Here is a 16179-nt window from a genome sequence, read left to right on the forward strand (position 1 = left end):
CAGACCCCGACGATTGCAAACCAATATCATTTGCGCACGGCGCAACGCTTTGCTTTAATCGCGACCAATTCTTATTTGCGCGCTTTTTTGAGCTGGACGGGCAGTGTGTCGACCTCTTTTACCCACCTCTACGGCACCCACCACCGTTGGCTGCTCGGCCTGCTGCGCCGGCGCTTGAACGACCGTTGGGATGCCGCCGACCTGGCCCATGACACGTTTATCCGGATTCTCAGCCGCCCCCCGGCCGAGACCGACCCCGTCCGCCAACGCTCGTACCTGGCCACCATCGCACGCGGGTTGTGCATCGACCATTGGCGCCGTCGCCAGCTCGAACGCGCCTGGCTGCAAACCCTGGCCGAGCGGCCGGAAGCGCTGCACCCGTCGCCGGAGCAACGGGCAATCATCGTCGAGACGCTGGTGGAGGTGGACGCCATGCTCGCGCGTCTGCCGAAGAAGGTCAGCGAAGCCTTCCTGCTCGCCCAGTTGCATGGTCTGCCCTACAAGCAAATCGCCGAGCAGTTGGGTGTGGGCGAGCGCATGGTCAAGAAGTACATGGCCCAGGCCCTGTTGCACTGCGCGATCCTGGAAGCCGAACTCGACGGGATGCTGGTGCAATGAACACGCCGGGCAAGCTCAGCCACGCCAGCCTGGAGCAGGCCGCGCAATGGTATGTGCGCCTGCAGGATCAAGGCGGTGCGCTGGAGCAGTTGCGTTGGCAGGCCTGGGTCGCGCAAAACCCCGAACACCTGGAGGCCTGGCAGTATGTACAGCGGGTGAGCCAACGGTTTGCCCCGCTGCAGGAACAAGCCCATGGCGCCAGCCGCGCCTTGCGCAGTTCGCGGCGCCAGACGCTCAAGACCCTGCTGGTGCTGTGCGCCGGTTCGACGCTGGCCTGGGGCGCCTGGCGCAACACCGCCCTGCCCCGGCGGGTGGGCGGCTGGAGCGCGGATTACGCGACCACGAGCGGCGAGACCCGCGATACGCTGCTGGCCGACGGCAGCCATGTGTGGCTGAACGCGTTGAGCGCGCTGGATGTGCGTTTTGATGTGGCACAACGCTTGCTGCACCTGCGCTTTGGCGAGGTGTTGATCGACACGGCCAAGGACGCCAACCGGCCGTTCCTGGTCGAGACCGAGCACGGCCGCATGCAAGCGCTGGGCACCCGTTTCAGCGTGCTGCAAGGCAACGATCACACCCAGCTGAACGTCTTCGAAGGCCGGGTGCAGGTCACCACCCAAGACCAGCACGTGCGCATCCTCGAAGCGGGCCAGCAAGTATCATTCACTCGCGACGGCTTCACGCCCACCGCATCGGCCTCCCCGGCGCGCGAGGCCTGGAGCCGTGGCGTGCTGTTGGCGGATAACCTGCCGCTGGGGCAGTTGATCGCCGAACTCAACCGTTATCGCCCCGGCCACCTGGGCTGTGACCCGGCAGTGGCCCATCTGCCCGTGATGGGCTCATTCCCGCTGATGGACAGCGACCACGCATTGCATCTGCTGCAAGCCGCCTTGCCGGTGAGGGTCGACCGGCTGATGCCGTGGTGGGCTACGGTCAGGCCAAAGTAAAAAACTTTCAATCACCAGTTCCCTTTCCTACAACTCGTTCGGTTAACCCTGCAGACGCTTCAATTCGCCGATCGATTTGATCCAAAGGGAAACATCCATGTCGCAACCTGCTCGCTTCGCGCTGCGCCCATTGGCGCTGGCCACCTCGCTGTTCTGCTTCGGCGCGCCGATGGTGCAGGCCGCCGACTCGCCCTCGACCCAGGAAGCCGCGCGCTCTTATCGCATCGCCGCCGGCTCGCTGGTCAGTGTGTTGAACCGCTTCGCCGAGCAGTCGGGCATTTTCATCGCCGGCCACAATAGCCTCGCCGCGGGCAAGACCAGCCCTGGCTTGAATGGCAGCTACACCCCGGCGGCCGGCTTGCAGCGCCTGTTGCAAGGCAGCGGTCTGCAGGCCGTGCCCCAAGGCACCAATAGCTACGTGCTGGCGCTGATCCCGGCTGACAGCGACACGCTGGAACTGGGCGCCACGACGATCTCCGGCCAGGACCTGGGCGCGACCACCGAAGACACCCACGCCTACACCACCGGCTCCATGGCCTCGGCCACCGGCCTGCCGCTGTCGATGCGTGAAACCCCGCAATCGGTCACCGTGATCACCCGCCAGCAAATGGACGACCAGGGCACCAACAGCATCGCCGACACCCTGCGCCGCGCCCCTGGCGTGAGCGTGCAGAACTACGACAGTGAGCGCTGGGAGTTCTCCAGCCGTGGCCTGCCGATCACCAATTTCCAGTACGACGGTGTCAACTCTACCTACGACGGCGTGTATGACTACGGCACCACCAGCACCGACATGGCGGTGTACGACCACCTGGAGATCATCAAGGGCTCGGCTGGCCTGCTGAGCGGGTCCGGCGACCCTTCGGCCACGGTCAACCTGATCCGCAAAAAGCCCACGCCGACGTTCAAGGCCTCGGTGACCCAGACCTTCGGTTCCTGGGACAATTACCGCACCGAAGGCGATCTCTCCGGCCCGCTGACGGAGTCCGGCAACGTACGCGGGCGGTTTGTCGGCGTGTACCAGGACCGCCAGTCGTACCTGGACCACTACCAGCACACCAAGGACATCGCCTACGGAATCCTTGAGGCCGACCTCACGTCCGATACCCTGCTGACGTTCGGCATCGACCAGCAGGACACGCGCTCCCGTGGCGCCAGCTGGACCGGGTTCCCGATGTACTTCAGCGACGGCTCACGCACACACTTCTCGCGTTCGTTCAACCCGGCCGCCGACTGGAGCCGTCGCGACTTCAACAACCAGACGCTCTTCGCCTCGGTGCAGCACACGCTGGCGAATGATTGGTCGCTCAAGGTCAGCCTCGACCGCAAGCGCAGCCAGCACGACACCCTGCTCGCCTCGGCCAGCGGCGGCAACCCGGACCCAGTCAGCGGCGAGAACATGTACATGTTCATGGGCAAGTACAAGGGCGATCAGGTGCAGAACACCCTGGACATCAACCTCAGCGGCCCGTTCAGCCTGTTTGGCCGTGAGCACGAATTGATCATGGGCTTCATGGCCACCCGCTCGAAACAGGACGTGCCGGTGTACGGCTCGATCTACCCACCGGTGGGCGGCAGCATTTTCGACTGGCACGGCGAATACGCCAAACCGGACATCCCGCGCAGCGGCCAGAACGATATCGTGCAGCGCCAGACCGGTGCCTACCTGGCCACGCGCCTGAAACCCACCGATGACCTGTCGGTGATCCTCGGCACCCGCGTGAGCACGTTCAGCGGCACCGACAGCACCGACTTCTACGACCCGGCCAAGCCCGACAACCACACCACCTACCGCCAGAGCGGCGTGGTCACGCCCTACGCCGGGATCGTCTACGACCTCAACGACACCTGGTCGGTGTACACCAGTTACACCCAGATCTACCGTCCGCAATCCAGCAAGGACGCCGACCGCAAGCTGCTCGACCCGATCGAGGGCAACACCTATGAAGCCGGGCTCAAGGCGGCGTTTTACGACGGCCGCCTGAATGCCAGCGTTGCCGCGTTCCGTATCGAGCAGGACAACGTGGCCGAGTATGTCTCGGGCTTCGAGACCGACTCGGTGTATCGCCCGATTGCCGGGGCCACGACCAAGGGCTTTGAAGCGGAACTGTCGGGCGAAGTGCTGGACGGCTGGAACCTCTCGGCCGGCTATACCTACCAGCACACCCGCGATGCCAATGACGGCTACGTCTACAGCTCGGTGTTGCAAACCACCACACCGCAGCAGGTGGTGCGCCTGTTCAGCACCTATCGCCTGCCCGGCGCATTGGAGAACGTCACCGTGGGCGGCGGCGTGAACTGGCAGAGTGAATTCTTCGGCAATGTGTTCCAGCCCGACCCGAATGACACGGTCAATTTCGGCCACAACGCGCGCATTACCCAGGACAGCTACTACCTGGTGGATGTCATGGCTCGCTATCGCGTCAATGAGCACCTGAGCACCACACTGAACGTGAAGAACCTGTTCGACAAAAAGTATTACACCGGCCTTGGCAACTTCGGCACCGGTTTCTACGGCGAACCGCGCAGCTTGCAACTGGCGACACGCTGGGATTTCTGATCCCACCGCCAGCCGCAACTTCTTGTCCCGGTGGCTGGTTTCAGCCACCTACTGCCGGCCGATACGACCCTAGGAACGAGCACGTCGGTAAACGGGTGATACCGCATGCATAACTCGCCGGCATGGTGATTCAACGCAAGGCTGTGTAATGATTACGCCTCGCCCCTGCTCGGGATGGAACCATTGCCATGTCGCTGAACGTCACTGCTCACCCTGCGGATTCGCCACGCTTCTGGCGCGACCCCAACCTGCCCTTTATCGAGGCCCGCACCATCGCCGACGGGCGCAAGGTCACCTATACCCGTCACGCGCACGAGCACTTTTCCATCGGTGCGATCACCACCGGCCGCAGCTATTACCACTACGGTGCGCAGACGTTCGAGATCTGTGCCGGCACCGTGGTGTTGATGAACCCCGGCGATGTGCACGCGTGCAACCCGATCCACGACCAGCCCTGGTCGTATCACATGCTCTACCTCGACACGCCCTGGTTGACCGACTTACAGCATCAGCTGGGTTTCAGCACCGATCAGGGCTACCGCCCGTTCACCACGCCGCACACACGCGACAGCGCGCTGTACAACGGCTTGATCGAACTGTACGCAATCCTGTTGGATGAGCACGCCGAACTCCTGCACAAACAGAGCGCGCTGGTGAGCTATTTCAGTGAGGTACAGCAGCGCCTGAACCCGTCGCCGGCCCCTGTGCGTGAGGTCAACCATAAGCTTGAGCGCGCCGCTGAATACATCCGCGAACACTGCACCGAGGCGCTGAAACTGGAAGACATCTGCCTGGCGGCAGAGCTGTCGCCGTCTTATCTGATCCGCGCGTTCAAGCAGTATTACGGGCTGACCCCGCATGCCTTCCTGGTGAACCGGCGCATCCAGTTCGCCCGCGCCCAACTGCGCCAGGGCGAGCTGATCGCCGACGTGGCCCTGGCCGCAGGCTTCGCCGACCAGGCGCATTTCCAGCGCACGTTCAAACAGCATTTCGCCGCCACGCCGGGGCAATACCGTGAGCTGCTCAAGCCAGCAATAAATAACCCACACTGGCCACCAGCAACCCGGCCATTGAACGGTTGAACAGCCTCACGCCACGAGCATCGCCGAGATAGCGGCGCAAAAAGGTTCCCGCGTAGGCCCAGCACGCCACCGACAGGTAGCAGATCACCAGGTAGATCGCCGCAAACAGCCAGACCTGCGCGGCATCGCCCTGCGCCACAAACAAGCCCATCCCCGCCACGCACGCCAGCCAGGCCTTCGGGTTGAGCCATTGCATGACCGCGCCATAGAGCATCGACGGCGCCGTGGCGGTGCCCTCGGCGTCCAGGCGGCCGTCGTCCACCGCCAGCTTCCAGGCCATGTACAGCAGGAAGGCCACCCCACCCCACTGGATCAACTGGGTCAATATCGGCCAGCGCACCAGCACTTCATGCAAGCCCAGGCCGATCAACACCAACAGCAGCGTGAAGCCCACCGCAGCGCCGAACACGTGTTTCTGGCTGGCGACAAAGCCGAAGCGCGCCCCCGAACTCAGCGCAACCACATTGACCGGACCCGGCGTGATGGAGGTGGCCAGGGCGAAGGCGGCCATGGAAATGATCAAGCTCATTGCAGTTCCTTTTTATTCGAACAAGTGACGAAGGAACCACGGTAGAGGGCAATGCCATGGCGGTATTGAAGAAAATGCCCCTGCCTGGCTTAGACGGCTTTATTGCATTGATATAACTGCATTTGTTTCTTTCAAACCGCCGTTTTTGATAGACAAAAATGCGTATTTACCGTGCCTGGCGCGATGCTAGAGTTCAGAGCCTGCTCCCTTTTGATAGATCACTGCAAAAAGGAATCGCCATGTCACGTCGCCTGTTGGCAGCTGCCTGCCTGTTGTTGTCGTTCTCGACCGCCCACGCCGCTGAACGCTGGGAAACCCTGCCGCCGACGCCCGCCCCCGTGGTCGGTGCAAAGACCGGTTACGCCGCCGTCAACGGTATCAAGGTCTACTACACCCGCACGGGTCATGGCTCGCCGGTGGTGCTGCTGCATGGCGGCTTGTCCAACGCCGATTACTGGGGTCACCAGGTCAAGGCGTTGGCCGCCAAGCACACCGTGATCAGCATCGACAGCCGCGGCCACGGGCGCAGTTCACGGGATGACAGACCCTACGGTTATGACCTGATGGCGGATGATGTGGTGGCCGTGCTCGACAGCCTGAACATCCCGCGCGCCGACATCGTCGGCTGGAGCGACGGCGCTATCATCGGCATTGACCTGGCCCTGCGTGACCCAGACCGTATCGGCAAAGTCTTCGCCTTCGCCGCCAACACCCAGACCGCGGGAGTGAAGGACGGCGTCGAGAAAAATCCGACCTTCGCCGCCTTTATCGAACGCGCCGGCAAGGAGTACGCCAAGCTGTCACCGACGCCTGGAGAGTACGACGCGTTTGTCGAGCAGATCAGCCATATGTGGGCCAGCCAACCGAACTGGACCGACGCGCAATTGCAGAGCATCAAGACGCCTATCCTGATTGCCGACGGCGACCATGACGAAGCGATCAAGCGTGAACACACCGAGTACATGGCCGCGACCATCCCCGGTGCCGGGCTGTTGATCCTGCCGAACACCAGCCACTTTGCGTTCCTGCAAGACCCCGCGCTGTTCAATGCCGCGCTGCTGGGTTTCCTCGACAGCAAATAGACCCCGGCCCCGTGGTGCCTGGGCAACGTATGCCTCACCCCTGGATCAGCGAAAAATGCGCGCCCACCCCGGCGCGCACCCCCTCTGCCACGGCCAGCGCCACGGAACCGGCGGCAAGGGAGGCATCGCCACACGCAAACACACCGGCAACGGAGGTCTGGCGCAGATCATTGGTGTGCAGGTAAGGACCGCTGGGGCCGTCGGCCAACTCACAGCCCAGTTGCCCGGCCAAAGGGCTGATGCGGGTACGCGACATTGTGAAGATACCGTCAAGGCTGAACACTCGGCCGTCGACCAGTTCCAGGTCGGCACGCTCACCGACGATGCGCCGTACCGGTCCGTTTTCAACGCCGACCCCGCGTCGATCCAACTGCGCCTGTTGCTCGGCATCCGGGGTGAACACGCCATTGGAGAACAAGGTGGTGGTGCCCCAGTCAGGCAGCATCAACGCGTGGTGCATGGCCAAGGGTGAGGTTGCCAATACGCCGATGCGGCCTTTGTCCAGCTCATAACCGTGGCAGTAAGGGCAATGGAATACGTGCTTGCCCCAACGCTGTTCGAGGCCTTCGATGGCGGGTAACTCGTCCACCACGCCGGTAGCGAGGATCAGGCGTTTGCCGTGAAACGTGCCGTTGTATTCGGTGCGAACGCCGAAACCTGGCGCCTGCTCAGTCGCCTCAATCACGCGGCCCTGTACCCAGGTGACGGTCGGATACTCCATCAACTGGCTGCGCCCCTCTGCGGCGATGGCCTCCGGCGCCTGGCCATCCTGGCCGAGAAAGCCGTGGGAAGTGGCCGCAAACCGGTTGCGCCGTTGCCCCGCATCAATCACCAGCACCTGGCGCCGCGCCCTCGCCAACTGCAGGCCCGCTGACAGGCCGGCATAGCTGCCGCCCACGATAATGACGTCGTACATCATGAAGGTGACCCCGTGTTGGGTGCATCCGGTTGTCCGAACGCTTTCACGATACACCATAAGTTACGTAAAAATACGCCGTCAAGCGTCTCGCAACTTTTCAGGTTACGAACGATACTTGGGCAGGATTCAACCTGAGGTTTATTGATGAGAAACGACACCCGGCTTTCGCGCATGCTCCATGTGCTGATCCATATGGGCCGCCATGAAGCGCGCGCGACCTCGGAGACCATTGCCCAGATGCTCGGCACCAACCCGGTGGTGGTGCGGCGCACGCTCGGGCTGCTCAAGGAAAAGGGCTATGTACGCTCGGAAAAAGGCCACCAGGGCGGCTGGAGCCTGGGCAAACCCTTGAGTGAAATCACCTTGCTGGATATTCACAACGCCCTGGGCACGCCGTCGCTATTCGCCATCGGCCTGTCTACCGACCACCCCGAATGCCTGGTCGAACAGGCGGTTAATGCCGCGCTGACGGACGCCTTCGACCAGGCCCAGTCGTTGTTGCTGGCGCGCTTGGGGGATGTGACGCTGGCGCAGTTGGCGGACGATTTCGACCAGCGCTACCGCATCGCCATGGCGCCTTGATCGGCTACAACCCGCGCTTGCGCAACCAGTGCAGGAAGCCTTTCTTGACCGGTACCACCGGCGTTTCCTGGGTCAAGGTCTGTGCGGTGTGCAGGCGGAAATCCAGCAGCGCCTTCATCGCTTCGCTGATGTCGTGGCGCGCGTCCAGGCACGGTTTCAAGTATTCCTTCTCGATGCGGTACAAGGTGCAGGACGTCTTGGCGGTGAAATCCGCCAGCGCCGCCTGGTCCGACAGGATCCCCGCCTCGCCGATCACCTCGCCCGGTCCCATGCGCCCGGCTTCGAACTTGTGCCCGGCCTTGGTCAGCATCACCGAGACCACGCCGGATTCGACGATAAACAAATGGTCGCTCACCTCCCCTGCCGGCAGGATCATTTCGCCGCTGCGGTAGGTGTGCAGGGTCATGTTCTGGCTGAAGGTGTCTTTTTCTTCCTGGCGCAGGGTGGAGAAAATCGACGAGCGCTCAAGCAATGCGCGCCCCGCCGACAGGCTCGGCGGCGCACTGCTTTCGGTCGCCGACAACACGCCGACGCCCGCCGCCTGGAGGTGACGGAAGGCCAGGTCGTACAGCTGGTTACGCACCTCGCGCTTGAGGGCCATGGCTGGCACGAACCCGCTGATTTCATACTCGACACCGCCGGCTGCCGAGGTCTTGAACGCCACGCTCGGTGCCGGCTGGGCCAGCAGCGGTCGGCAGCCTTGCATCGCCCGCTCCAAGGCCTCGATCACCGTTTGCGGACGCGCATGGGGGCTGACCTGCAGGCTGACCGCCAGGCCGAACATATCCGCCGGGCGCGAGAAGTTGATGATCTTGGCCTTGGCCGCCAGGGAGTTGGGGATCACCGCCATGCTGCCCTGGGAGGTTTGCAGGCGCGTGGCGCGCCAGTCGATGTCCGTCACCCGGCCTTCGGTGCCGTCGATGGAGATCCAGTCATCCAGCTGATACGGCTTGGTGGTGTTGAGAACGATCCCGGAAAACACGTCGCTCAAGGTGCTTTGCAACGCCAGGCCGACGATGATCGCCACCGCGCCGGAGGTGGCGAGCACGCCTTTGACCGGCAAGTCGAGCACATAGGCCATGGCGGCAATGATCGCAATCAGGAAGATCACCGCCCCCATCAAGTCCTGCAACAACCGCCCGGTGTGCCCGACCCGCTGCATCATCACCGCCCCGAGCAACACCGTCAGCGTGCGCGCCGCGAACAGCCACCAGCCGATCTGCAAGGCGGTGGCGGCCAGGTGCAAGGCGGTGTTGTCCGCATAGGGCGCGAGCTGCATGGGGTTCATGCCGTCGTTGAACAGCACGGCACTGAACACGGCAAAGATCACCAACCGCGCCGCCAGCTTCCAGTTGGCGAGGTTGGCGGAAATAAGGCGCCACACGGCGATGTCGATAAAGATCAGCGCCAAGGCGCACAGCATCGGGTGATCAGCGATAAGTGAGGGCATCCAGGCGACTCCAGGGCGAATGACGGGAAGATCGCATGAAATGCCGCTCCGGGGTATAGCGGGTGTGCTTACATCTGCCCAAACCGCCCCGACTGAAAGTCAGCAAACGCCTGATGAATCTCCTGCTCGGTATTCATCACAAACGGCCCATGCCCGACGATGGGCTCGTCGATCGGCTCGCCGCTGAGCAACAACACCTTCGCGTCGTCGTTGGACGCCAGGCTGAGCTGGCTGCCGTCGCGTTCGAACAACGCCAATTGCCCTTGGCGCGCGACTTCCTCGCCATTGACCAACACCGTGCCGCGCAGGATCACCAGGGCGGTGTTGCGCCCTGCGTGCAGGTCCAGGGTGACCGCCTTGCCGGCCTTGAGGCGCAGGTCCCACACGTCAATCGGCGTAAACGTACGCGCCGGGCCTTGGGTGCCGGCGAATTCACCGGCAATCAGGCGCAGTTGCCCGGCATCGTTGGCCAGTGGCAGCACCGGGATGTCGCCATCGACGAGGGTCTGGTAACCGGCGTCGGCCATTTTGTCCTTGGCCGGCAGGTTGACCCACAGTTGCACCATTTCCATCACCCCGCCGCTGCGGGCGAAGGCTTCGGAATGGAACTCCTCGTGGAGGATGCCTTTGGCGGCGGTCATCCATTGCACGTCGCCCGGACCGATTTTGCCGCCGGCGCCAGTGGAATCACGATGCTCGACTTCGCCGTCGTAGACGATGGTCACGGTTTCAAAGCCGCGATGGGGGTGTTGGCCGACGCCGCGACGTTGTGCGGTCGGGGTGAAATCGACCGGACCGGCGTGGTCCAGCAACAGGAATGGGCTGATGTGCTTGCCCAGGGTGTCGTAGGAAAACAGGGTGCGCACCGGGAAGCCGTCGCCGACCCAATGAGCGCGGGGGCTGGTGTAGATGCCGATGAGTTTTTTCATGGTAGTCCTCCAAAGTGCATACACCTTAAAACCAATATCAATTCGGCGCTAGACGATGAAAACAACCCTGATCGTTCCACTGATAGAACGGTATTACGCGACGCCAGCACAAAAACAGCGTTAATGATAATGACTCGTAGTAATATCCCGCTCTCCCGCTCAACCCTCCGAGGGCTGCAATGCCGTTTGCCCCTGCGCCTGCCGCGCCTCGCGTGCTGGTGGTGGATGACCACCGCAAAATTCGCGAGCCGTTGGCCACCTATCTGCGCCGCCACACCTTTGATGTGCGCACCGCCGAAGATGCGGCCGGCATGTGGCAATTGCTCAAGACCCAAGCCTTCGACGTGGTGGTACTCGACGTGCTGTTGCCGGATGGCGATGGCTTTGAGCTGTGCAACCAGCTGCATCGGCGCAGCAATACCCCGGTGATCCTGCTGACCGCCCGCGACAACGCCGCCGACCGCGTGCGCGGGCTGGACCTGGGGGCCGACGACTATGTCACCAAGCCCTTCGAGCCTCGCGAACTGGTGGCACGCATCCACAGTGTATTGCGTCGCCAAAGCCGCAATACCGGGCCTGCGGCACCGCGCAGTGGCGCACGCGCTTATCGATTCGGCGGCTGGCATTTCAGCGTGACTGGCGCCACGTTGCGCCGCGACGGCAGCCCGGCTGTCCAGCTCAGCACCGCCGAAAGTCGCCTGCTGCAAGTGTTTCTCGCCCATCCCAACACCCTGTTGCCCCGCGAACGGCTGATCGACCTCACGGCCGCCGCCGACAGCGACGTGAGCGACCGCGCGATCGATCGCCAGGTCAGCCGCCTGCGCCGCAAGCTCGCCCAGGGCGATGCAGCGCAGGAGCTGCTGCGCACCATCTGGGGCGGTGGTTACCTGCTGGCCGCCGAGGTCAATGAATGCACGCCCTGAGTCGGCTGTGGCCGCGCACGATGGCGCGTCAGCTAAGCCTGCTGTTGCTGCTGGCCCTATTGGCCTCAAACGCCATCGCGATGTTGTTCCTGCAGCGCACCGGCAGCCTGATCCACCCGTTGTCCCGCCGTTTCAGCCTGGAACGCTTGAGCACCGCCCATCATGCAGCCATCGATCTGACGCCGAGTGAGACCGAGCACCTGTTAGCCGCCATCGGCACCGACGACACGCGCTTCTGGATTGCCCACACGGCGGAAGTCGCGCCCTTTGAGCTGCGCCCGGAAGAACAGCGACTGGCCGACGAGCTGCGCAGCCAACTGCAGCTGGACCCCGCCGCAGCCATCGGCATGCAGTTGGAAAGAGTCAGCGGCGCCGACGCGCGCACCCACGTGTTCAGCCCCGCCGGCTGGGCCCCCTTGCGCCTGCGCACCAGCGTCCCGTTGCCCAACGGCAGCTACTTGAACGCCGTGCAATATCCCGCCGGTGCCTACGAATGGGGCCGGGTATTGGCCTACAGCCTGCCGGTGACGACCCTGCCGGTGCTGTTGATCGTGATGTTTTTCATCGCCCGCGTGGTACGCCCGGTGCGGACCCTGGCCCAGGCCACCGCGCGCGTCAGCCGTGGGGAATGGATCGCGCCGCTGCCCGAACAAGGCCCCCAGGAAGCCCGCGACCTTACCGCCGCCTTCAACACCATGCAGGCCAACCTCGCCCGGCATGTCGAAGGCCGCACGCGGATGCTCGCAGCGGTCAGCCATGACCTGAACACGCCGCTCACCGAACTGCGCCTGCAGGTGGAATTGCTCGAACCCGGCGAGGCCCGTGATGACATGCTCGAAAGCCTCAGCGAGTTGAGTGCGATGGTGCGCGAAACCTTGAATTTCGTGCGTGACGATGCGGTGCAGGAACCCACCACCACGCTGTCACTCACCGCGCTGCTGGACGACTTGGCCAAGCGTTACCAACGCCTGCAACAGCCCGTTAACTGGACGGGCGCACCGCCGCTGATGCTGACCTGTCGCCCCCTGGCGCTCAAACGCGCCCTCACCAACCTGATCGACAACGCCCTGCACCATGCCGGTGATGCCCGGTTGAGCCTGGCACGCCAGGATAACGGCTGGCTGTGCATCGAGATTCTCGACCACGGCCAAGGCTTGCCCGAGGACTGGCTCACCAAGGTGTTCGAACCCTTTGTGCAGCGTGGCGTCAGCGACGGGGGCGTGGGGCTGGGCCTGGCGATTGCACGCTCGTGCATCCAGGCCCATGGCGGCGAACTGGTGTTGGAGAATCGCCCACCGGCCGGGCTGTGCGCGGTGGTGCGATTGCCGGCGGCGCTTTAGAAGTTGAGCGTGGCGCCCATCCACAGGGTGCGGCCGTAGTTCACCGTGCCATAGGTTTCATCGTCCAGGCGCTTGTCGGTGAGGTTGTTGAGGGAGGCGTTGAGGGTCAGCGAATCGTTCACGTCGAAGGAGCCTCCGAGGTCGGCGGTGGTGTAGCCCGGCGCCGGTTCGTCGGTAATCGTATTACCGGTTTCTTCACCGTAGTAACTCAGCGAAACCCAGGCCTGGGTGCGGTCGTTGATTGTCCATTCGCTGCGCACGTTGGCCTTTTGCTCTGGCGTGAGGGCCAGGGGTGCGCCTTTGTTGGCGCCGCTTTTCTGCTCCGAATCGGTGTAGGTGTAATTGGCCTTGAGCAGCACGCTGGGGCTGATGTCCCATTGGCCGTTCAGTTCCACGCCCTGAATGATCGCTTTGTCGACGTTGACCCGCTCCATGATGGTGTAGGTGTTCCAGCGGCGGTCGGTGGTGACGGTGGAGAGCTTGTCCTGGAAGTCGTTGTAGAACAGCGTGACGCCGGCCGACAGGTTGTCGCGGTTACTCCACAACGCCGAGACTTCATAGTTGGTGCTGGTCTCGGGCTTGAGGTCGGGGTTGCCGAACATCACGAAGCGGTTGCGGCGCAGGTAAGCGTAGTCCTCGACCACCGCACGCAGTTCCGGGGCCTTGAAACCACGGGCGATGCCGCCTTTGAGCGTCCACTGTTCGGTGGCGCGCCAGACGCCGTAGACCCGTGGGCTGAGGTGGGCGCCGTACTCTTCGTGCTCGTCCAACCGCAGGCCGGTGGTGAGGGCAAAGTTGTCGGTCATCGACCATTCGTTCTCGGCAAACAGGGCTTTTTGCACCACCGAGAACTTATAGTCGACGCGGTCGCCCAGGCCCTGATTCCAGTCGGTCAACTCGCTTTCATTCCATTGCAGGCCGACGGTGCTGACGTTATGCGCAGTGGGCACCACCAGCTTGGCATCGAACACGGTGTTCTTGATCTCGGGTTTGCGCCCGTAGATATCGGTTTGCTCCGGAGTGGCCTTGCCTTCGCGGGAGGAGGTTTCCTGGGACAACGCGACGTCTGAGGTGGCCCAGCCCCAACGGCCCTGATGGGACAGCGACCAGTGATCGCGGTTGTTTTCCTGCTCGCGGGTGGCCCAGTTGGCGCTCATGCCGTCGCCGTTCTTCAGGCGCGTGGCGCCCGCTTCCAGCAGGATGTCGTGGTCGAGGGTCGGCGTGAAGGCCAGGCGTGCGGTGAGGTCACGGTGGTCGGCCTTACTAAAGCCATTGGTCTGCTCGATATCGTCGTCGGCCTGGCGGTCCAGGTAACGGCCCCACACCTGCAGGCCGAGGAAGTCTTCCTTGAGTGGGCCGCTGAGGTAGAACTGGGTCTGGCGCGCATTGCCCTGGTCGCTGTGCTGGCGTGCGGAATAGTCGTAACCCACCGAACCGCCCCAGGTCGGCGAGACCTTGCGTGTGATCACGTTGATCACCCCGCCGATTGCATCCGAGCCATACAGCGACGACATCGGCCCGCGCACCACTTCGATACGCTCGATGGCTGCGGCCGGCGGCACGAAGCTTTGCTCGTAGCCGCTGTTGCCATTGACCCGCGACTCCCGTGCGCTCTGGCGTTTGCCGTCGACCATGATCAGCGTGTAGTCAGCCGGCATGCCACGGATGGAGATGTCGGTTTCATTCGCGCCGCCATTGACCGTCACGCCCTCCACGTCGCGCACTGCGTCGCCGAGGTCACGGTAGGATTTACGGCGCAGCGCTTCGCCATCGATCACCGTGACGGAGGCCGGCGCGTCTTCCACACTTTGGGCAAAGCCGGAGGCCGTCACCACGACGTCATTGAGCGCCAAGGGCTCGTCGGCATGCGCGTTGAGGCTGCCGGCAACCAGCAGGGCCAGGGGTGAGAAGCGAGAAGCAGCAAGCATGGGCGTGGACCTTAGGATTGGACTCAAAAGAGAATCGTAATCATCTAGGTCGAAATAACTTGGACAAAGTGTGACAACTCAAACACTGGGCACTAGGGCTGTGCGCCGCTCGCGCAGCAGGTGAAACGCCACGAAGGCCGTCACCGCAAAGCACGCCTGGATGATGATCATCGGCGCGGCACTGCCGTCACGCAGGTGGCTCAACAGCACGCCGCTGCAGGTGGCGCCGAACATCTGCGAAAACCCCATCAACCCCGCCGCCAACCCGGCGCGGTGTGCGTTGGGCATCACGCCGCCGGTGACCGAACCGGGCAAGACCAGGCCGCCGCCGAGGGTGGCCAGGGCAATCGGGATATCCAGTCCCACTGCCGACAAGCCGAACAGGGCATAAATGACCACGGCCAACACCCCGCCGAAGGCCACCAGCGCCACGCCCATCGCCACAATCCGCTGCGGCCCCAGGCGCATGATGTTGCGTCGGGTGTAAGTGGAGCCGACGATCAGCATCGACACGATCAGGCCGAAATTGATGCCGTACTCCAGGCTGCTGAAACCCAGTAAGTTGATAAACACCGTCGATGAACCGGCGATCACCGAAAACATGGCGCCATAGGTGCACGCCAGGGCCACGGCGAACGCACGGTACTGGCGACCCTTGAGCAGATCCAGGTATTGCCCGCCCAGGGTGCGCCAATGGCCGGCCTTGGGGTCGAGGGCGTGGTTGCTCTCGCGAAAGAACAGCACGGCCAGCAGCAACACCACGCTGCCAATCGTCAACGCCAGGATGATCGGCGCGTGCCAGCCGAACAATTTGATCAGCAGCCCGCCGACCATCGGCGCCACCACAATGGCGTAGAGCATGCCGATCATGGTCAACGCCAGGGCCGGCCCCGCTTCGGCCTTCCACACATCGCGCACCACCGTGCGCGCCAGTACCAGCGCGGCGCAAGCGCCGAGGCCTTGCAGCACGCGGGCGGCGATGAACTGATACATGTCGTCGACCAGCAGCATCGACAAGGTCGCCAGCACATACAGCGCAAGGCCGCCAATAAGCACCGGGCGCCGGCCGATACGGTCCGACAGCGGCCCGAACAGCAATTGACCGAGGCCAAAGGCTGCCACAAACGCCGACAGCGCCATCAGCGCGGAACCGGCGGGAGCGGCCAACGCCTGCTCAATGGCGCCAAGGCCGGGAATGATCAATTGGGTCGAAACCTCTCCCAGCGCCGTCAGGGCCACCAGTAGAAACAACAGGCTTCGTGATGGGACCGGGGCGTTCGTCATGGAGGG

Annotated in this window: 14 protein-coding genes; 8 read left to right on the top strand and 6 right to left on the bottom strand. The window is 63.4% G+C overall.

Translation table 11 applies throughout. From position 1 onward, the window contains the following. Nucleotides 1-105: 105 nt before the first annotated feature. The 4 genes from K7431_RS04165 to K7431_RS04180 all read left to right on the top strand — a co-directional run bounded on the left by K7431_RS04165 (nucleotide 106) and on the right by K7431_RS04180 (nucleotide 5207). On the top strand, nucleotides 106-618 hold the full coding sequence (locus tag K7431_RS04165) for a sigma-70 family RNA polymerase sigma factor (protein ID WP_043205488.1): 513 nt from the start codon (nucleotides 106-108) through the stop codon (nucleotides 616-618). Then, complete coding sequence (locus K7431_RS04170) at nucleotides 615-1565, top strand: FecR domain-containing protein (RefSeq protein WP_012724780.1); 951 nt, start codon at nucleotides 615-617, stop codon at nucleotides 1563-1565. The genes K7431_RS04165 and K7431_RS04170 overlap by 4 nt, the downstream gene beginning before the upstream one ends. Nucleotides 1566-1662: 97 nt before the next feature. Further along, nucleotides 1663-4125: a TonB-dependent siderophore receptor gene (locus K7431_RS04175; RefSeq protein WP_043205489.1), complete on the top strand. Its 2463-nt coding sequence runs from the start codon at nucleotides 1663-1665 to the stop codon at nucleotides 4123-4125. A 188-nt stretch (nucleotides 4126-4313) separates the two neighbouring features. Then, nucleotides 4314-5207: an AraC family transcriptional regulator gene (locus tag K7431_RS04180; protein WP_012724782.1), complete on the top strand. Its 894-nt coding sequence runs from the start codon at nucleotides 4314-4316 to the stop codon at nucleotides 5205-5207. Here K7431_RS04180 and K7431_RS04185 read toward each other — a convergent pair. Next, on the bottom strand, nucleotides 5149-5736 hold the full coding sequence (locus tag K7431_RS04185; protein ID WP_012724783.1) for a LysE family translocator: 588 nt from the start codon (nucleotides 5734-5736) through the stop codon (nucleotides 5149-5151). The two genes, K7431_RS04180 and K7431_RS04185, sit on opposite strands and share 59 nt — an antisense overlap. A gap of 239 nt (nucleotides 5737-5975) precedes the next feature. Between K7431_RS04185 and K7431_RS04190 the strand changes: the two genes are divergently transcribed. Next, nucleotides 5976-6818, top strand: coding sequence for an alpha/beta fold hydrolase (locus K7431_RS04190; RefSeq protein WP_012724784.1), 843 nt, complete (start codon nucleotides 5976-5978; stop codon nucleotides 6816-6818). 34 nt (nucleotides 6819-6852) lie between these two features. Here the strand turns inward: K7431_RS04190 and K7431_RS04195 are convergent, their stop codons facing one another. Beyond that, nucleotides 6853-7737, bottom strand: coding sequence for an NAD(P)/FAD-dependent oxidoreductase (locus K7431_RS04195; RefSeq protein WP_043205490.1), 885 nt, complete (start codon nucleotides 7735-7737; stop codon nucleotides 6853-6855). A 144-nt stretch (nucleotides 7738-7881) separates the two neighbouring features. Here K7431_RS04195 and K7431_RS04200 point away from each other — a divergent pair, with 144 nt between their 5' ends. Further along, the gene (locus tag K7431_RS04200) at nucleotides 7882-8319 is read left to right on the top strand and encodes an Rrf2 family transcriptional regulator (RefSeq protein WP_012724786.1); all 438 of its coding nucleotides are present in this window, start codon (nucleotides 7882-7884) and stop codon (nucleotides 8317-8319) included. A gap of 4 nt (nucleotides 8320-8323) precedes the next feature. On the opposite strand, the gene K7431_RS04205 is transcribed toward K7431_RS04200, so the two are convergent. Further along, nucleotides 8324-9769, bottom strand: a complete 1446-nt coding sequence (locus K7431_RS04205; RefSeq protein ID WP_012724787.1) for a mechanosensitive ion channel domain-containing protein — start codon at nucleotides 9767-9769, stop codon at nucleotides 8324-8326. A 68-nt stretch (nucleotides 9770-9837) separates the two neighbouring features. Beyond that, nucleotides 9838-10698, bottom strand: a complete 861-nt coding sequence (locus K7431_RS04210; RefSeq protein WP_012724788.1) for a pirin family protein — start codon at nucleotides 10696-10698, stop codon at nucleotides 9838-9840. A gap of 179 nt (nucleotides 10699-10877) precedes the next feature. Between K7431_RS04210 and K7431_RS04215 the strand changes: the two genes are divergently transcribed. Then, nucleotides 10878-11621: a response regulator transcription factor gene (locus K7431_RS04215; RefSeq protein WP_012724789.1), complete on the top strand. Its 744-nt coding sequence runs from the start codon at nucleotides 10878-10880 to the stop codon at nucleotides 11619-11621. A gap of 20 nt (nucleotides 11622-11641) precedes the next feature. Next, nucleotides 11642-12961, top strand: coding sequence for an ATP-binding protein (locus tag K7431_RS04220; RefSeq protein WP_012724790.1), 1320 nt, complete (start codon nucleotides 11642-11644; stop codon nucleotides 12959-12961). Here K7431_RS04220 and K7431_RS04225 read toward each other — a convergent pair. Together K7431_RS04225 and K7431_RS04230 are read right to left on the bottom strand one after the other, a co-directional pair. Further along, nucleotides 12958-14889 (bottom strand): TonB-dependent receptor domain-containing protein, encoded by a 1932-nt coding sequence (locus K7431_RS04225; RefSeq protein ID WP_012724791.1) that lies wholly within the window; start codon nucleotides 14887-14889, stop codon nucleotides 12958-12960. The genes K7431_RS04220 and K7431_RS04225 overlap by 4 nt on opposite strands. A gap of 78 nt (nucleotides 14890-14967) precedes the next feature. Continuing rightward, nucleotides 14968-16173 (bottom strand): multidrug effflux MFS transporter, encoded by a 1206-nt coding sequence (locus K7431_RS04230; RefSeq protein ID WP_043205491.1) that lies wholly within the window; start codon nucleotides 16171-16173, stop codon nucleotides 14968-14970. Nucleotides 16174-16179 lie beyond the last annotated feature (6 nt).

Source organism: Pseudomonas fluorescens group sp., assembly GCF_020093335.1.
Classification (GTDB): domain Bacteria; phylum Pseudomonadota; class Gammaproteobacteria; order Pseudomonadales; family Pseudomonadaceae; genus Aquipseudomonas; species Aquipseudomonas petroselini.